The 16,942-nt window shown below is 59.8% G+C and carries 13 protein-coding genes, 1 tRNA gene and 2 rRNA genes (1 of these 16 only partly in view); 14 read left to right on the top strand and 2 right to left on the bottom strand.

Annotated features, from left to right (window positions below; all coding sequences use genetic code 11):
• The 14 genes from I6L47_RS13825 to hemB all read left to right on the top strand — a co-directional run.
• Positions 1–813, top strand: a 23S ribosomal RNA gene (locus tag I6L47_RS13825); it begins 2,077 nt to the left of the window's first position.
• Between the two features lie 120 nt (positions 814–933).
• Positions 934–1,048 (top strand): 5S ribosomal RNA (gene rrf, locus I6L47_RS13820).
• 46 nt (positions 1,049–1,094) lie between these two features.
• A tRNA-Thr gene (locus tag I6L47_RS13815) sits at positions 1,095–1,170 on the top strand.
• Between the two features lie 252 nt (positions 1,171–1,422).
• The gene (gene codB, locus I6L47_RS13810; RefSeq protein WP_216947635.1) at positions 1,423–2,667 is read left to right on the top strand and encodes a cytosine permease; all 1,245 of its coding nucleotides are present in this window, start codon (positions 1,423–1,425) and stop codon (positions 2,665–2,667) included.
• Positions 2,661–3,926 (top strand): cytosine deaminase, encoded by a 1,266-nt coding sequence (locus tag I6L47_RS13805; protein ID WP_216947634.1) that lies wholly within the window; start codon positions 2,661–2,663, stop codon positions 3,924–3,926. The genes codB and I6L47_RS13805 overlap by 7 nt, the downstream gene beginning before the upstream one ends.
• A gap of 95 nt (positions 3,927–4,021) precedes the next feature.
• Positions 4,022–4,399 (top strand): fluoride efflux transporter CrcB, encoded by a 378-nt coding sequence (crcB, locus tag I6L47_RS13800; RefSeq protein ID WP_005339378.1) that lies wholly within the window; start codon positions 4,022–4,024, stop codon positions 4,397–4,399.
• Positions 4,400–4,464: 65 nt separating this feature from the next.
• The gene (ubiE, locus tag I6L47_RS13795; protein ID WP_005342396.1) at positions 4,465–5,217 is read left to right on the top strand and encodes a bifunctional demethylmenaquinone methyltransferase/2-methoxy-6-polyprenyl-1,4-benzoquinol methylase UbiE; all 753 of its coding nucleotides are present in this window, start codon (positions 4,465–4,467) and stop codon (positions 5,215–5,217) included.
• A gap of 8 nt (positions 5,218–5,225) precedes the next feature.
• Positions 5,226–5,834 (top strand): SCP2 domain-containing protein, encoded by a 609-nt coding sequence (locus tag I6L47_RS13790; RefSeq protein WP_021230987.1) that lies wholly within the window; start codon positions 5,226–5,228, stop codon positions 5,832–5,834.
• A complete protein-coding gene (ubiB, locus tag I6L47_RS13785; RefSeq protein ID WP_005339383.1) occupies positions 5,834–7,474 on the top strand; it encodes a ubiquinone biosynthesis regulatory protein kinase UbiB in 1,641 nt (546 codons plus the stop codon). The genes I6L47_RS13790 and ubiB overlap by 1 nt, the downstream gene beginning before the upstream one ends.
• Positions 7,475–7,516: 42 nt before the next feature.
• Positions 7,517–7,768, top strand: a complete 252-nt coding sequence (gene tatA, locus I6L47_RS13780) for a Sec-independent protein translocase subunit TatA (RefSeq protein WP_005339385.1) — start codon at positions 7,517–7,519, stop codon at positions 7,766–7,768.
• Positions 7,769–7,771: 3 nt separating this feature from the next.
• A complete protein-coding gene (tatB, locus tag I6L47_RS13775) occupies positions 7,772–8,236 on the top strand; it encodes a Sec-independent protein translocase protein TatB (protein ID WP_167570570.1) in 465 nt (154 codons plus the stop codon).
• Complete coding sequence (gene tatC / locus I6L47_RS13770) at positions 8,233–8,988, top strand: twin-arginine translocase subunit TatC (RefSeq protein WP_005339388.1); 756 nt, start codon at positions 8,233–8,235, stop codon at positions 8,986–8,988. Before tatB ends, tatC begins: the two co-directional genes overlap by 4 nt.
• Positions 8,989–9,176: 188 nt before the next feature.
• Positions 9,177–9,962 carry a TatD family hydrolase gene (locus I6L47_RS13765; protein ID WP_216947633.1) on the top strand — a complete coding sequence of 262 codons (786 nt, stop codon included), beginning with the start codon at positions 9,177–9,179 and terminating at the stop codon, positions 9,960–9,962.
• Positions 9,963–9,965: 3 nt separating this feature from the next.
• Positions 9,966–10,982 (top strand): porphobilinogen synthase, encoded by a 1,017-nt coding sequence (gene hemB / locus I6L47_RS13760; RefSeq protein WP_216947632.1) that lies wholly within the window; start codon positions 9,966–9,968, stop codon positions 10,980–10,982.
• Positions 10,983–11,065: 83 nt separating this feature from the next.
• Here the strand turns inward: hemB and I6L47_RS13755 are convergent, their stop codons facing one another.
• Positions 11,066–14,572, bottom strand: coding sequence for a hypothetical protein (locus I6L47_RS13755; RefSeq protein WP_216947631.1), 3,507 nt, complete (start codon positions 14,570–14,572; stop codon positions 11,066–11,068).
• A gap of 168 nt (positions 14,573–14,740) precedes the next feature.
• Positions 14,741–16,930 (bottom strand): immunoglobulin-like domain-containing protein, encoded by a 2,190-nt coding sequence (locus I6L47_RS22605; RefSeq protein WP_216947630.1) that lies wholly within the window; start codon positions 16,928–16,930, stop codon positions 14,741–14,743.
• Positions 16,931–16,942: the final 12 nt, after the last annotated feature.

Raw genomic sequence — 16,942 nt, 5'->3', positions numbered from 1 at the left:
GAACATTGAACCTACATGTGTAGGATAGGTGGGAGGCTTTGAAGGCGTGACGCCAGTTGCGCTGGAGCCGTCCTTGAAATACCACCCTTGTATGTTTGATGTTCTAACGCAGGGCCCTGAATCGGGCTCGCGGACAGTGCCTGGTGGGTAGTTTGACTGGGGCGGTCTCCTCCCAAAGAGTAACGGAGGAGCACGAAGGTTGGCTAATCCTGGTCGGACATCAGGAGGTTAGTGCAATGGCATAAGCCAGCTTAACTGCGAGACGGACAGGTCGAGCAGGTACGAAAGTAGGTCATAGTGATCCGGTGGTTCTGAATGGAAGGGCCATCGCTCAACGGATAAAAGGTACTCCGGGGATAACAGGCTGATACCGCCCAAGAGTTCATATCGACGGCGGTGTTTGGCACCTCGATGTCGGCTCATCACATCCTGGGGCTGAAGTCGGTCCCAAGGGTATGGCTGTTCGCCATTTAAAGTGGTACGCGAGCTGGGTTCAGAACGTCGTGAGACAGTTCGGTCCCTATCTGCCGTGGGCGTTGGATGATTGAAGGGAGTTGCTCCTAGTACGAGAGGACCGGAGTGAACGAACCTCTGGTGTTCGGGTTGTCACGCCAGTGGCACTGCCCGGTAGCTAAGTTCGGAATCGATAACCGCTGAAAGCATCTAAGCGGGAAGCGAGCCCTGAGATGAGTCATCCCTGACCCCTTGAGGGTCCTAAAGGGCCGTTGGAGACCACAACGTTGATAGGTGGGGTGTGTAAGCGCGGCGACGTGTTGAGCTAACCCATACTAATTACCCGTGAGGCTTAACCATACAACACCCAAGAAGTGTTCTAAGGCTTGTAGCAAATAGAACGAACTACTCAAATTCAGTGATAGTGACAAGCCAAGCGCAACATCACTACTCACGTCAGCTTTCTAGATTAAGAATTTGCCTGGCGGCCATAGCGCCGTGGAACCACCTGATCCCATGCCGAACTCAGAAGTGAAACGCGGTAGCGCCGATGGTAGTGTGGCATTCGCCATGCGAGAGTAGGACACTGCCAGGCACCCAATTTCAAGATTACGCCCAGCGTGGTCTTTACCGGTTAGTGTGCTGATATGGCTCAGTCGGTAGAGCGCATCCTTGGTAAGGATGAGGTCCCCAGTTCGATTCTGGGTATCAGCACCATTAAATAGAAAGCCTCCCTGAAAGGGGAGGCTTTTTTGCATCTGTCATTTTTGTGATATCCCCTTACATTCCCTATTCCCGCAACCCCCTCTGCTTGCAGCCGACACTGTTTATCTGCTGGTTTTAGTCCTAATGTGTTACTCATTTGACTGCTATTGATGGTTTTATCCAGATATTTAACCATGATTGATTGACGTAAAACGTTTTACATGTAAAATCCGGCGCGTTTTGCCTATTACGTGGAGAAAGAGCATGGCGCAGGATAACGAATACTGTTTGGGGGCGGTTCCCGCCAAGGGGCGCAAAGGTGTGCTGTCGCTGATGCTGGTGATGCTCGGCCTGACCTTCTTCTCTGCCAGCATGTGGACCGGTGGTGCGCTGGGCACCGGCTTGGTGTTCGATGATTTCATCAAGGCGGTACTGCTCGGCAATTTGCTGCTGGGGATCTACACTGCCTGTCTCGGTTATATCGGTGCTTCAACCGGTCTCTCTACCCATCTGTTGGCGCGCTACTCGTTTGGGGTGAAAGGTTCCTGGCTGCCGTCCCTGCTGCTGGGTGGCACTCAGGTCGGCTGGTTTGGCGTTGGCGTGGCGATGTTTGCCCTGCCGGTGCAGAAGGCGACCGGCATAGATGTGAACTGGTTGATCGCCATTTCGGGCATTTTGATGACGGTAACCGTCTACTTCGGGATCTCCGCCCTGATGGTGCTGAGCTTTGTGGCCGTACCGGCCATTGCTCTGCTTGGCGGCTACTCGGTCTGGCTGGCGGTGACCTCGACCGGGGGCATGGCTGCATTGCAGCAGGTGCAACCAAGCAATCCCATCGAGTTCACCACGGCGTTGACCATGGTGGTCGGTTCCTTTATCAGTGCAGGAACCCTGACCGCCGACTTTGTTCGGTTTGGTCGCAAACCCTGGGGCGCCGTCATGATTACCATGGTGGCGTTTTTTTTGGGCAACACGCTAATGTTCGTCTTCGGTGCTGCCGGTGCGGCCGTGACCGGTCAGGCCGATATCTCGGAAGTGATGCTGATGCAGGGGCTGTTGATCCCCGCCATTCTGGTGCTGGGCCTCAATATCTGGACTACCAACGACAACGCGCTCTACGCCTCCGGCCTCGGTTTTGCCAACATTACCGGCCTCAAGAGCAAGCCCCTCAGCGTGATCAACGGCCTAGTCGGTACCGCTTGCGCCCTCTGGCTCTACAACAACTTTGTCGGCTGGTTGGCCTTTTTGAGTACGGCAATTCCGCCGATCGGTGGCATTATCATCATGGATTTCCTGCTCAATCGTAAGCGTTACCGTCAGTTTGCCGATCAGCAGTTCGAGACGGTGCGCTGGCAGGCGCTGGTCGCCACGGCAGTCGGGGTGGCTGTCGGCAAGTGGCTGCCGGGCATAGTGCCACTCAACGCGGTATTGGGCGCCGCCTTCACCTATTTCATTCTGGTTCGCCTCACCCAGCGGCCGGTTCTGGTACAGGAAGCTAACAAATGCTGATTCAACATATTCGTTTGGCCGATCGGGAAGGGTTGTGGCAGATTCGCTGTCAGGATGGGATCATCACAGCCATCGAACCCCATGACGAACATGCCGTCGCCGGTCGGGTGCTGGACGGGGAGGGCGGTCTGGCGATCGCTCCCTTTATCGAACCCCACATTCACCTCGATACCACCCAGACGGCGGGTGAGCCGAGCTGGAACCTCTCCGGCACCCTGTTCGAGGGGATCGAGCGCTGGGCCGAGCGCAAGGCGCTGCTGACCCATGAGGATGTGAAACAGCGCGCCATCCAGACGCTGAAGTGGCAGATCGCCAACGGCATCCAGTTTGTCCGTACTCACGTCGATGTCTCCGATCCCAATCTGGTCGCGCTCAAGGCGATGCTGGAAGTGCGGGAGGAGATGAAGGAGTGGGTCGAGCTGCAGATCGTCGCCTTCCCGCAGGAGGGGATCCTCTCCTACCCCAATGGCAAGGCACTGCTGGAGGAGGCGCTCAAGCTGGGTGCCGACGTGATCGGTGCGATACCCCACTTCGAGTTTACCCGGGAATATGGGGTCGAAAGTCTGCACTACATCTTCGATCTTGCCGAGAAGTATCAGGTTCTGGTCGATGTGCACTGCGACGAGATCGATGACGAGCAGTCCCGTTTCATCGAGACGTTGGCAACCCTGGCCTACGAGCGAGGTATCGGCCATCGGGTGACGGCCAGTCACACCACCGCCATGCACTCCTACAACGGCGCCTATGCTTCCCGCCTGTTCCGTCTGCTGAAGATGGCGGACATCAACTTTGTGGCCAATCCGCTGGTGAACATTCACCTGCAGGGGCGGTTCGATACCTATCCCAAACGCCGCGGTATTACCCGGGTGAAGGAGATGCTGGAGGCGAACATCAACGTCTGCTTCGGTCACGACGATGTGTTTGATCCCTGGTACCCCATGGGCACCGCCAACATGTTGCAGGTGCTGCACATGGGGCTGCATGTCTGCCAGATCATGGGCTACGAGCAGATCAACGACGGTCTGAAGCTGATCAGCAGCCACAGCGCCCGCACCCTGAACGTGCAGGATCGTTATGGCATCGAGGTGGGCAAACCGGCCAACCTGCTGATCCTGCCTGCTGAGAACGGCTTCGATGCGGTGCGCCGTCAGGTGCCGGTGCGTTATTCAATTCGTCACGGCAAGGTGATTGCCCAGACCCGCCCGGCCCAGACCGAAATCGTGCTGGGTCAGCCAGAGCCCATCGATTTTCGCCGCTGAGATTTCAATCAGGCTGGATGTCGATTAGTTCCGCCTCTGGGCACAAGGGCCGCCATTGCGACATAATGGCGGCCTGACCCTAAGGGAGTGACACCATGCAAACCTGGTTTTATGTTGCTGCAGGGGGCGCCATCGGCGCCTGCCTTCGTTTTGGGATTGCCGAACTGATGGCCTTGCTGCTGGGGCGCCACTTTCCTTACGGGACTCTGGTGGTCAACGTGGTGGGCTCTTTCATCATGGGGGTGGCATTCGCCCTCATCAGTCATGGTCATGTGGTAGAACACCCGATGAAGCCGCTGCTGATGGTGGGGATCCTCGGTGCCCTGACTACTTTCTCTTCCTTTGCCCTCGATACGGTGGTGCTGGCTCAACATGGGGCCTATCTGAAAGCGCTGCTCAATATCGGTCTCAATCTCTTCCTCTGTCTGGCCATGGTGGTGCTGGGCATGCAGTTGGTTGCGAGCCGGGTTTAAGGTGTCCGCACGCCTTTGGCTCTGGTAAACTGGCGGCCATTCTTTGCTCTATGGGTGTTTAAGGGATGTCAGAACAAGCAACGACAACGCATTTTGGCTTTAAAACCGTGGCCGCGACCGAGAAGGAAACTCTGGTAGCAGGTGTCTTCCATTCGGTGGCAGCCAAGTATGATCTGATGAACGATCTGATGTCGTTCGGCATCCACCGCCTGTGGAAGCGCTTCACCATCGATTGTTCCGGTGTGCGCAAGGGTCAGAAGGTGCTGGATCTGGCCGGTGGTACCGGTGACTTGACCGCCAAGTTCTCCCGCATCGTCGGCGAGACCGGTCAGGTGGTGCTGGCGGATATCAACGATTCCATGCTGAAAGTAGGCCGCGACAAGCTGCGCAATCTGGGGGTCGCCAACAACGTCTCCTACGTGCAGGCCAATGCCGAGGCGCTCCCCTTCCCGGATAACCACTTCGACGTCATCACCATCGGCTTCGGTCTGCGCAACGTCACCGACAAGGACAAGGCGCTCGCCTCCATGTTCCGGGTGCTCAAGCCGGGTGGCCGTCTGCTGGTGCTGGAGTTTTCCAAGCCGGTCAGCGAAGTGATCGCCAAGCTCTATGACCTCTACTCCTTCAAACTGCTGCCGAAAATGGGCGAAATCGTCGCGAACGACAGTGAAAGCTACAAATATCTGGCAGAGTCCATCCGCATGCACCCGGATCAGCAGACCCTGGCTGGCATGATGGAAAATGTCGGTTTCGAGCAGGTGGAGTACTTCAATCTGACTCAGGGTGTGGTCGCCCTGCACCGCGGTTACAAGTTTTAAGGTTGCCTATGCCGATGGATGCCATGGTCACCGCGGTGATCGAAACCAGCCTCAACCAGTTGCTGGCGCTGGACAAACAGAGCCCGGAGCGGCTGCGCAAACTGGTGGGCAAGGTGCTCAAGCTGGAGCTGCGTGAACTCAAGCCGCTCTGGTTCGTCTTCTCCGAGCGTCGGCTGGATGTGCTGGCCCAGCATGAAGGGGAGGCGGATGCGGTGCTTAGCCTGTCGCTGACCGCCCTTGGTCTGCTGAAAGACCCGTCCGCTCTGACCCGCTATATCCGCGAGGAGAAGCTGGATCTGAGCGGTGATCCCCAGCTGGTACAGGCATTCAGCGTGCTGCTGGGTGAGCTGGATATCGACTGGGAGGAGGAGCTGTCGCGCTATACCGGCGATGTCGTTGCCCACACCCTGTTCAGCGGTGCCCGTCAGGCGCGTCGCCTGGTCGGTCGCGAGCTGTGCCGCACCCGCAGCCAGCTGGCGGAATATCTGACCGAAGAGGCCCGCCTCGCCCCCGGCCCGCTGGAGGTGGCGAGTTTCAACGATGACGTCGAGGTGCTGGCCCAGCAGCTCAAGGCCGTCGAACTGCGGCTGGCCCGCTTCGAACAGCAGGTGACCTGATGACCCCGAAGGAGTTCAAACGCCTCTATCGCATCATCACCATCCTGCTGGAGCAGGGCATCGACGAGCTGGTGCCCGCCCGCTATCAACCCTGGCCGGGTCGTCTGGCCCGCCGCTCCCTGTTCTGGCTCAAGAACAAACAACCGGATCTCAGCCGCGGTGCCCGCATTCGCCTCGCCTTCGAGGCCCTTGGCCCCATCTTCATCAAGTTTGGCCAGATGCTCTCGACCCGCCGCGACCTGCTGCCGCCGGATATCGCCGAGGAGCTGGCCCTGCTGCAGGACAGGGTGCCCCCCTTCTGTGGTCAGGCGGCGCGCCAGCAGATCGAGCTGAGCCTGGGTTGTCCCATCGAAACCCTGTTTGACGACTTCGACGAGACGCCGCTGGCGTCGGCCTCCATCGCACAGGTGCATACTGCCCGCCTGAAGGAGAGTGGCCGCGAGATCGTCATCAAGGTGATCCGTCCCGACATCGAGCCTGTCATCGAGGCCGACCTGCGACTGATGCAGGCGCTGGCACGTCTGGTGGCCCGTTTTGTGCCCCAGAGTGCGCGACTGCGCCCCATCGAGGTGGTGGAGGAGTATCGCAAGACCATCCTAGACGAGCTCAATCTGATGCGCGAAGCGGCCAACGCTATCCAGCTACGCCGCAATTTCACCGGCTCCGAGGCGCTCTATGTGCCTGAAATCATCACCGACCTCTGCCGCGAGCAGGTGCTGGTGATGGAGCGCATCTACGGTATTCCGGTCTCCGATATACCGGCGCTGGAAGCCAACGGCACCAATATGAAGCTGCTGGCCGAGCGCGGGGTCGAGGTCTTCTTCACCCAGGTGTTCCGCGACAGCTTCTTCCATGCCGACATGCACCCGGGCAACATCTTCGTCTCTTACGAACATCCGGAAAACCCGCTCTGGATCGGCATCGACTGCGGCATCGTCGGTACCCTCAATCGGGAAGACAAACGCTATCTGGCGGAGAACTTCCTCGCCTTCTTCAACCGAGACTATCGTCGCGTGGCGGAGCTGCACGTGGAGTCGGGTTGGGTACCGGCAGACACCAAGGTGGACGAGTTCGAGTTCGCCATCCGCACCGTGCTGGAGCCCATCTTCGAGAAGCCGCTCTCCGAGATCTCGTTCGGTCACGTGCTGCTCAACCTGTTCAACACTGCGCGTCGCTTCCATATGACGGTGCAGCCGCAGCTGGTGCTGCTGCAAAAGACCCTGCTCTATGTGGAAGGGTTGGGGCGTCAGCTCTACCCGCAGCTCGATTTGTGGCAGACCGCCAAGCCGTTCCTCGAGAACTGGATGCACGAACAGGTGGGGCCAAAGTCGGTATTGAACGCCATCAAGGAGAAGGCGCCATTCTGGGCGGAGAAGCTGCCGGAGCTGCCGGAGCTGGTCTATGAGACTCTGCGTCAGACCCGTCATCAGCAGCGTCATTTCGACCAGATGTTTGCCGAGTTCCGCCGTCACAGCCGTCGGCAGGGGCAGGCCCGCTACCTCTTAGGGGTTGGAGCCAGCCTGCTATTGGCGGGTGTATTCTTGCTGACCCAAAAACAACACATTGAGTGGGGACAAGCCAGTCTCGCCGGTGCAGCCCTCTGCTGGCTGGTCGGCTGGTTGCGAACCCGTTCCCATTAATCAACAACCGCGCCGTCAGGCGCCTGTTCTGGAGAGAAAATCATGGGTGGTATCAGTATTTGGCAATTGTTGATCATTGCAGTCATCGTCGTGCTGCTGTTCGGTACCAAGAAACTACGCGGCATTGGCGGTGATCTGGGCGCGGCGGTCAAAGGGTTCAAGAAAGCCCTCTCCGACGAGCCGGCTGATGCCAAGGCCGAGCAGAAAGATGCCGAGTTTCCCCCGAAACAGCTGAACGAAGCGGCCACTCAGAGCAGTGAGACCGCCAAACAGAAAGACAAAGACCAGGCCTAAGCCATGTTCGATATCGGTTTTTGGGAGCTGGTCGTTATCGGTGTGGTAGCACTGGTGGTACTGGGGCCCGAGCGGCTGCCGGTTGCCATCCGCACGGCTACCCACTGGATCCGCCTCATTCGTTCGACCGCGAACTCGGTCAAGTCCGAGCTGGAGCAGGAGCTCAAGTTGCAAGAGCTGCATAACGACCTCAAGAAGGCCGAACAGTTGCAGATGAGCAACCTGAGCCCCGAGCTGCAGGAGTCCATCGAACAGCTCAAGGCGGCGGCCCAGTCGGTCAATCGCCCCTATCAGGTGGAGAACGAGATCCGTCCGCCGCGCCCCGAGCCGGTCGCCCAGGCTGAGCCTGCCACGCCGGTGGAGCCTGCGGTGCAACTGAGCCACGAGGTGCCACCGGTCAATAGCCAGCGAGAGAGTGAGCCGGTGCCGGTCAGCGATTCCGCAGTAAAAGGGGAGGTGAAGCCATGAGTCAGGCCGAACAACCCCTGATCAGCCATCTGGTTGAGTTGAGAACCCGCTTGCTGCGCTCCATTACCGCCATCCTCGTGGTGTTTCTGGCGCTGATCTACTTCTCCAACAACATCTACGACTTCGTGGCCCAGCCGCTGCTCAGCCAGCTGCCGGAAGGGACCAGCATGATAGCGACGGATGTGGCGACCCCCTTCCTGACGCCGATCAAGCTGACCCTGGTGGTCTCCTTCTTCGTGGCGATCCCCTATCTGCTCTATCAGGCCTGGGCCTTTATCGCCCCCGGTCTGTACCAGCATGAGCGGCGGCTGATCATGCCGTTGGTGGTCTCCAGCGCCCTGCTGTTCTATGCGGGGATGGCGTTCGCCTACTACGTGGTGTTCCCGCTGGTGTTCGGTTTCTTCACCAGTACCGCACCCGCCGGGGTGACGGTGGCGACCGACATCGCCAGCTATCTGGACTTCGTACTGACCCTGTTCTTCGCGTTCGGGGTGGCGTTCGAAATTCCGGTGGCGACCATACTGCTCTGCTGGACTGGCGTGACCACACCGCAAAACCTGAAGGAGAAACGTCCCTACGTCGTTGTCGGGGTGTTTGTGGTCGGCATGCTGCTGACGCCGCCTGATGTCTTCTCCCAGACCCTGCTCGCCATTCCGATGTGGGCGCTGTGGGAGATAGGTCTGTTCTTCGCCCGCTTCTACGTGAAGAAAGAAGATGAAGAGCAACAGGAACAACCGGATGGGGAGAGCTGAGGCTCTGTTCGTCACCTGTTTGCCGGACGGCGAGAGGATGACGAAGTCCGCAGGAATAACAGAACGAGGGGAGCTGAGGCTCCCTTCCTCTTTTCATGCTCCCGTTCGAGGCGTATGGTAAGACCCCATTCGGTAGATGGTTTTCAAATACCTGATATGCATTCCTTTTGTTCGGAACGTCTCATCCCATGATCGATATCGGCTTAAATCTGACCAGCAGCCAGTTCGCCGGTGAACAGCCTGAGCTGGTGGCCCGTGCCCGCGCCGCCGGAGTGGAAGCGCTGATCCTCACCGGTACCGATCTGGCTGGTAGCCGCGAGAGCGCTGAGTTGGCCGCCCGCTGGCCGGGCTACTGCTTCTCCACCGCCGGGGTGCATCCCCACGATGCCAAGAGTGTCGATGAGGCGACCCTGCCCGCCTTGCGCGAGCTGGCGGCGCTGCCGCAGGTGGTGGCTATCGGCGAGTGCGGCCTCGACTACAACCGCGACTTCTCCCCCCGTCCGGTGCAGGACGCTGTGTTCGACGCCCAGCTGGCAATGGCCGCCGAGCTCGGGATGCCGGTGTTTCTCCACTGCCGCGATGCCCACGCCCGTTTTATCGAGATCCTCCGTCCCTGGTTGCCGAAACTACCGGGAGCCGTGCTGCACTGCTTCACCGGCTCCGATGAGGAGCTGGACGAGTGTCTGGCGCTGGGGCTGCATATCGGGGTGACCGGCTGGCTCTGTGACGAGCGCCGCGGCCAGCTGCTGCGCGAACAGGTGGCCCGTATTCCGGCCGGTCGGCTGATGATCGAGACCGATGCCCCCTATCTGGTGCCGCGGGATCTGAAACCGCGCCCGAAATGCAACGAACCTGCTTTTTTGCCGCACATCGCCCAGGTGGTGGCGGCCTGTCGTGGTGAAGCGCCCGAGGCCTTGCTGGCCCATACCCGGGCCACCTCCGCCGCGTTCTTCCAACTTCCTCTCCAGGAGTGATTCATGGCTACAACTCTTCCGGGCGCCTTTCCGGGCCGCCGCCTGCGCCGTCTGCGCAAACATGATTTCAGCCGTCGTCTGGTGCGCGAGAACGTACTGACCGTCAACGATCTCATCTATCCGGTGTTCGTGCTGGAGGGGGAGAATCGCCGTGAAGCCGTTCCCTCCATGCCGGGGGTAGAGCGTCTCTCCATCGATCTGCTGTTGGAAGAGGCTGCCGAGTTGGTGGAGCTGGGCGTGCCTGCCATTGCCCTGTTCCCGGTGACCCCGCTGGAGAGCAAGAGCCTGATGGCGGAAGAGGCCTACAACCCGAACGGGCTGGCCCAGCGCACCGTGCGCGCCCTCAAGGCTCGCTTCCCGGAGCTCGGGGTGATCACCGACGTGGCGCTCGATCCGTTCACCACCCACGGGCAGGACGGCATCATAGATGACGAAGGCTATGTGCTGAACGACATCACCACCGAGATCCTGATCAAGCAGGCGCTCTCCCACGCCGAAGCCGGGGTCGATATAGTCGCGCCGTCCGACATGATGGATGGCCGCATCGGTGCCATCCGCGCGGCGCTGGAAAAGAACGGCTTCATCAACACCCAGATCATGGCCTACTCCGCCAAGTACGCCTCCTGCTACTACGGCCCGTTCCGCGATGCGGTCGGCTCTGCCGGCAACCTCGGCAAGAGCAACAAGGCTACCTATCAGATGGACCCGGCCAACAGCAACGAAGCCCTGCACGAAGTGGCGCTGGATATTCAGGAAGGGGCCGACAGCGTGATGGTCAAGCCGGGCATGCCCTATCTGGACGTGGTTCGTCAGGTGAAGGATCGGTTCGGCGTGCCGACCTTCGCCTATCAGGTCAGCGGCGAGTACGCCATGCACATGGCGGCGATCCAGAACGGCTGGCTGAAAGAGAAGGAGACCATCATGGAGTCCCTGCTCTGCTTCAAGCGGGCCGGGGCCGATGGCATTCTCACCTACTTCGCCAAGCGCGTGGCGCAGTGGTTGAAGGAAGATGCCCGTTAAGCCGGGTTGAAGAGAAAAACGAGAGGGGGAGCCGATGGCTCCCCCTCTGTCGTTATGGCTCTCTTTTGGTCACGAGCGGCTGATTACAGCTTGATCCAGGCATCACTCCAGTGGCTGCCGGTACCCGGCGCATAGTGGCTGGCCACACCACCGCACCAGCCGCTGTAGGGCCAGGGTTTGCACTCGTAGTTGCCACCGTTATTGCTGACCCGTTCGCCACTCTGATAAGCGGTGCCCGCAACATAGGCCGGGTAGCTGCCGTTACCACCGTCACTGTCACCACCCGGAGCCTGTTCCACCAACGCCAGGGTGAAGCGGCGCTCGAAGCCCTGCTTGCTCCCCTCAGCCATGCCCGCCAGCAACAGCTCGTAACTGCCGGCCGCTAGGCCAGACTGTGCCAGCTGCAGGGAACCCTGACCATCGATCAGGGCGCTGCCGGTGGCGACCGGATTGCCATCCTGCAACAGGGTCGCGGTGACGGTCACCGGGTTGGCGGTGGTCAGCGTCAGGCTGAAGTCGAGCGCGCCGTTGACGATGAGATATTCGGACGCCAGATCGGTGACGGTGAAGTCACTGCTGCTGCCGGTCGTGGGCAGGATGAAGTCCCCGCTCAGGTAGGTGAGACCGGTCCAGCCGGAGCTGGTCAGCCAGTGCTTGCCATTGGTCTGATAGACGTTGGGCAACTGGGTGCACTGTTTGTTGTCATTGACGAAGCCGATACCGTAAAAGCCCGCCACATTCTTGTAGCAGAGCTGGCGACCATTCTGGTGCAGCACTGGCTGATCCAGCTTGCCCTTGTGGTGGAGTGACAGCCAGTCAAACTGGTTGATGGCCGAGACCAGTGGCACAAACTGGCCATCGGGCTGACGATAACGGATCAGGGATCCGGCATCACAGAGCAGACCATCAGCCTGCTGTTCGACGTAGCCGTAGTACTGCTCGCCATCCTGGAAGGTGAACCGGCAGAGATTGCCTTTCTCCGACTCCTTGGGGATCCAGCCCATCAGCAGTCGCTCCTGATTGTTCAGGGCCGCCAGCTGCCCGGCACTGAAGTCGCTGCCGTTGGCTACCCAGCCTTGCGGCATGGTGGAGAATTGCATGAAGTAGTGGTCGGTATAGTACATGTGGCTGTCAGCGCGGTGCTTGCGAGCCCCCTGACTGACCGAGTTGTAGCGATAGATGTCATTTTCCGGCTTGTGGAAGCCATTGAGATCATCGTCCACATAGGGCAGGTCGCCCTTGCGGATATGGTAGTTGGCCATGCCCGTCATCAGGGGATGCCAGCCGTGGCTGCCACGGGCAAACGCGCTCTCATGGCTGTAGGACTTCCCATCGAAGCCGTGGCCAAATTCGTGGGCAATGATGCCCCAGCCGCCGTAGTAGTGGCTCACAAAGTTAAAGGTATCGACCCCGGTGATGCCACCACTCCCCAGCCCGCCCCCCATGGCGGTGATCCCCAGGTTGAGGTAGGGGCGCTTCATCAGGCTGTGGTAGTAGTAGTCATAATCGGCTGCCGTAAAGATCCCGTTCGGCACATAGCTGTTACCGCCATTGCCGAACATCTCGTAGCCGTTCACCGCCTTGAAGTTGTACCAGACGTGTTTGAACTCCTCGGTCGAGACCATGTAGGCCAGGTTGGTGGCGATGATCAGCCACTCGCGGGCGTAGAGGGCATTGATGGGGCGCCAGGAGCCGCTGGTGTTGGTGGCGAAGCGCACGTTCCAGCTTGGCTTGAGGCGTGCCAGCTTCTGGGCAAACGGATCCGAGTTGGAGCTGAACCTGTGCTCGAACTGGGCGGGCAGATTGATGCTGTTGTCGAGCAGGTTGTTGAGATCAAACACGCCATCGCGGCTGGCGCTGTTGAAGCGTCCCTGCTCGCCAAAGGCGCTCAGTGGCAGGGTGATTTGGGCATAGGCGGGCAGGCGATCGAGCTGGCCCAGGATCAGCCACTTGTTGATACCGTTCAGGCGTGACTCGATATTGATGTCATGCAGCTCTCTGGCGGCATAGTTGGTGATGCGCACCGTGTCGTTATCAAGCAGCTCGGTCTTGACCAGCGAATTGATGTTGACCGAACGCTGGGCGCGATCGATCAGCACCTCGTAGGGTTCGTCATTGCGCAGTATGTAGCTGACTGCGGCCGGCATCAGCTGATCGAAGATCAGCGGGCGAGCCGGCAACTGCTCGTCGGCCGTGAAGCTGATCTCCTTGCTCAGCAGCTGGTTGAAACCCAGGCCACGCTCGTTGGCGGTGACAAGCGCCGAGCCCGCCAGCTGGAGATCTTTCAGCGCCGCCACGGGCTGCTGGTTGATCTCCCGAACAGTAAAGGTCGGGTTCTTGAACTGAAAGTCGTTGGCGATCAGGGTATCGGCATCATGCCACTCGATGCGGTCCTTGAAGTTCACCACCAGCCGATCGCCATCCATGTCGATTTTTTGCAGATTGCTGTCGGCGATCACCTGCTCAGGCGCCAGCGGGGTGTTGCTGGCGATGGCATCAGCCAGTTTGCGCAAGTCATAGATGTAGTAGTTTTTGCCGGCTGTATGGGCCAGGAGATAGTCACCCACCTGATGGAGTTGCACCAGACGGTGGCTGTATTTTCCTTCAAAGGCGAGCCGACCGGCGATGGGGGTCTTGAGGCTGTTCTCCGGCGTCACATCCTGCTGGCGGTAGACCTTGATCTCGCTCAGCGCATCGGCCACCAGCACGTAATCCTGATTGGCAAAGACGGCCTGGGCGCGGTGCAGGCTGTTGCTGCCGGAATCCCGACCGGTTCCCAGGGTGGTGACATGGCGATGTTCATCGGCCAGATCGAAGATATCGACCCGGTGCGAGTAGCGCGAGACCACGTAGAGCAGGTTGTTGCGGACAAACAGTTCGCTGACCTGGTTGTAGGCCGTGGCACTGCCGGTTGCGGTGCCGCGGATCTCGCCAATCTGCTGGCGGCTCGGGATATCGATAATGGCCACATGGCCCGGATTGCCGTTCTGGCTGACATAGAGCCGATCCTGATAGCGCTCGACCGCTGTGATCAGGCTGGCGTCCAGCCCCAGCTGGTCGGCCGTCAGCTCCTCGCCTTTGTCCAGATATTGCAGCGAGGTGGCAAACGAGTTGACGCTGCATGAGCTGGTCTCCATCACCACCCGGGTGCGTTCGCCATTCTGGATCTGGCCGTGGGGGAAGTACTCCAGCAGACAGCCGTTGCCGTAGTCATAGTTGCCAAAGCGCTTGTTGACCGCTACGACCCCACCGTCGTACCAGGTCAGCTCCCACTCCTCATCGAAGAAATCAAAGACGTTACGAATGGCTGTTTCGTCGAAAAAGTGGGGTTTGGGCAGATCGAACAGGATGTGGTTATCCGCTGTCAGCGGGTAGAGCAGGCCGTTGATGGCAAGGTGGCGCTTGCCATCCTTGATGATCACGTTCTGCTCGTCAGCCGCACTCTGATGCAGCGCGGCGAGGCGCGCCGTCATCTGCTCGTAGTGCTCCTGATAGGTTTGTTTGAAATAGGCTTGTTCGCGCTCATCGGCCACGACATGGGCCGACAGCAGCAGTCCGAGCAGGGTGGCAAGCTTGGTGGTTCTTGGCATGGTGATTTCCTTATCTTGGTTGTTGTTGGACGTTTTTTGGTGGTTGGCAAGCATGTAAAAGAGAGGGGCTAACCCGTCCGGGTCAGCGCATCCTGCCCATCGGCAGCGTGGCCGACGGGCAGGATATGGGCGGGGGCCTGTCGGCCTCCGTTAGTGGTTGGGGCAAGGTCAGAGTTTGATCCAGGCATCGCTCCAGGCAGAGCCGGTACCCGGTGCATAGTGGCTGGTCGAGCCGCCACACCAGCCGCTGTAGGGCCAGGGTTTGCACTCGTAGTTGCCACCGGCATTGCTAACCCGATCACCAGCCTGATAGCTGGTGTTGGGGGCATAGGCCGGGTAGTCACCTTCGCCACCGCCGCTGTTCTCTTCGGTCAGCGCAACCGGGAAGCGCTGTACCACCGGCTGCTGGCCATCTGCCAGACCGGTGATGACCACGTCGTAGCTGCCATCGGTGACCTTGCTGCCCTGCAGTACCAGGGTGCTGGTGCCGTTCACCTGGCTGCTGGTGGTACCGTGGCTGTGGCCGCTCTGCTCCAGAGTTGCGGTGATCTGTACCGGGTTGGTGGTGGTCAGGTTGAAGCGGATGCTGACCTGACCGTTGACGATGGTGTACTCGCTCGCCATGGCGCTGACGGTGAAGTCGCTGCTGCCTTCGGCGGGGGGCGTTGTGCCGCCGCAGTCGCTGTCGCCCTGTACGCGCCAGACGCCCCAGTCACCCGTGGTGCCCGGCTCTTCGTTCTGGGTCCACCAGCCTGCCAGCCAGTTCTTGCCGTTGTGGCTGACGATGTCGCCGCCCACATAGACCTTCTTGGCATCCCAGCTGTTTTCACAGACGGCGCCCTGCTCCCTGACGGTCACGTTGCGCTGCTGGGTTACCTGCTGACCGGCGCTGTCGCTCACCTGATAGGTGAGGGTGTAGCGGCCGACCTTGCTGCTGTCGACGTTGCCGCTGACCTTGATTTGGGCGGTCAGGTCGCCATCTTCTTCATCATGGGCGCTGACGCCGGCCATCGGATCGAAAGCGGTACCCAGTTCCAGCGTGGTGTCGGTGACACCGCTGAACACCGGCTTCATGCTGTAGACCTCGATGGTACGTACCTGCTCGGTGACGTTGTTGTCGCGATCGCTCACCTTGTAGGTGAGGGGGTAGAGGCCGATGCGCTGGCTATCTACCGAGCCTTCCACCTGGATCTGGCCAGTCAGGTCGCCATCTTCCTTGTCGTTGGCGCTGACACCGGCCAGCGGATCAAAGGCGGTACCCTGCTTGATGCGGGTATCACTCAGGCCGCTGAACACCGGCTTGCCGTTGTCGACTGGGGGCGTGATCTCCTGATCGTGGATGAAGGGGCCGTAGCTCTTGATGAAGGATTCGTTGTAGGACTGACCGGCGGCGTTGCGGCCCATGTCCCAGTTGATGGACCAGGTCATCACGCCACGCAGCGGTTGCCCCTCGCTCTTCAGGCGGTTGAAGGCGTTGTAGAGCTTCTGCGGATCCTGCACATAGCCGGTGGCGGCGGCGTCGATGTTGGTCGGAATGCCGAACACCAGCTTGTCATGGGGGATCTTGTAGAAGCCGCGGGTACCGTTGCTCAGCGAATCCGCCATGTAGTAGATAAACTCTTCTTTCAGGGCATCGTTGTTCTGGGCAATCCAGCCGATCCCATCGATGTAGATACCGTCACCACCCTGGTTGTAGAACTGGGGGTTGATCCAGTCGTAGTAGCCTTCCAGATTGCGGATATAGGGGATGTAGGCGCCAGTCTGGGTCAGATAGGGGAACTCCGGCGCCATGGTGATGAGGAAGTTTTTCCCCTGGGCGCGGTAGTGATCCTTGACCAGACGCAGGGCCGCCGGGATCACGGTCTGGTTGTCGGCGGCGGTGATGGCGGCCTGTTCCAGATCGATATCCAGCCCGTCGAAGCCATAGGTCTCCACCAGACGGATGATCTCGTCGGCAAAGGCCTGCTCCTGACCCTTGCGCAGCTCGATGTGTGCATCGGCACCGCCCAGCGCCAGCAGCACGGCACGGCCCTGACGGTTCAGCTCGGCGATCTGCTCGATAAACTGGCTTTCGCTCATGCCGATGGCCGGGTCGAGTTTGAAAGTGGGGATGGGATCGCTGCCATAGACCTTCATGAAGGAGACATCGACCACGTTGTATTGCGGGTTGACCTGATCGAGCTTGACGCAGGGGGCGATACCGCCCTTGTAGCCCGAGCCGTCACACCAGTTGTGCCAATAGCCGACTACTACGCCGGACTGGGGGTTGACCATCGCCTGACCGGCACTGGCGGCATATGCCATGGGGGCGCCCATGCCGAGCAGACAGCCCAGCAGGGATAACTTCAATTTGTTCATCTTGATATCTCC

The sequence above is a fragment of the Aeromonas sp. FDAARGOS 1417 genome (assembly GCF_019046985.1).
Lineage (GTDB): Bacteria > Pseudomonadota > Gammaproteobacteria > Enterobacterales > Aeromonadaceae > Aeromonas > Aeromonas veronii.
The sequence above is the reverse complement of the archived record's forward strand: the minus strand, read 5'-3'. Positions and strand labels throughout refer to the sequence as shown.

Bases quoted from the DNA above. Each gene is read 5' to 3' on its own strand.
- I6L47_RS13805 (WP_216947634.1), top strand. From the start codon at position 2,661: ATGCTGATTCAACATATTCGTTTGGCCGATCGGGAAGGGTTGTGGCAG.
- hemB (WP_216947632.1), top strand. From the start codon at position 9,966: ATGGCTACAACTCTTCCGGGCGCCTTTCCGGGCCGCCGCCTGCGCCGT.
- tatC (WP_005339388.1), top strand. From the start codon at position 8,233: ATGAGTCAGGCCGAACAACCCCTGATCAGCCATCTGGTTGAGTTGAGA.
- tatA (WP_005339385.1), top strand. From the start codon at position 7,517: ATGGGTGGTATCAGTATTTGGCAATTGTTGATCATTGCAGTCATCGTC.
- ubiE (WP_005342396.1), top strand. From the start codon at position 4,465: ATGTCAGAACAAGCAACGACAACGCATTTTGGCTTTAAAACCGTGGCC.
- I6L47_RS22605 (WP_216947630.1), bottom strand. From the start codon at position 16,930: ATGAACAAATTGAAGTTATCCCTGCTGGGCTGTCTGCTCGGCATGGGC.
- I6L47_RS13755 (WP_216947631.1), bottom strand. From the start codon at position 14,572: ATGCCAAGAACCACCAAGCTTGCCACCCTGCTCGGACTGCTGCTGTCG.
- codB (WP_216947635.1), top strand. From the start codon at position 1,423: ATGGCGCAGGATAACGAATACTGTTTGGGGGCGGTTCCCGCCAAGGGG.
- ubiB (WP_005339383.1), top strand. From the start codon at position 5,834: ATGACCCCGAAGGAGTTCAAACGCCTCTATCGCATCATCACCATCCTG.
- I6L47_RS13790 (WP_021230987.1), top strand. From the start codon at position 5,226: ATGCCGATGGATGCCATGGTCACCGCGGTGATCGAAACCAGCCTCAAC.
- crcB (WP_005339378.1), top strand. From the start codon at position 4,022: ATGCAAACCTGGTTTTATGTTGCTGCAGGGGGCGCCATCGGCGCCTGC.
- I6L47_RS13765 (WP_216947633.1), top strand. From the start codon at position 9,177: ATGATCGATATCGGCTTAAATCTGACCAGCAGCCAGTTCGCCGGTGAA.
- tatB (WP_167570570.1), top strand. From the start codon at position 7,772: ATGTTCGATATCGGTTTTTGGGAGCTGGTCGTTATCGGTGTGGTAGCA.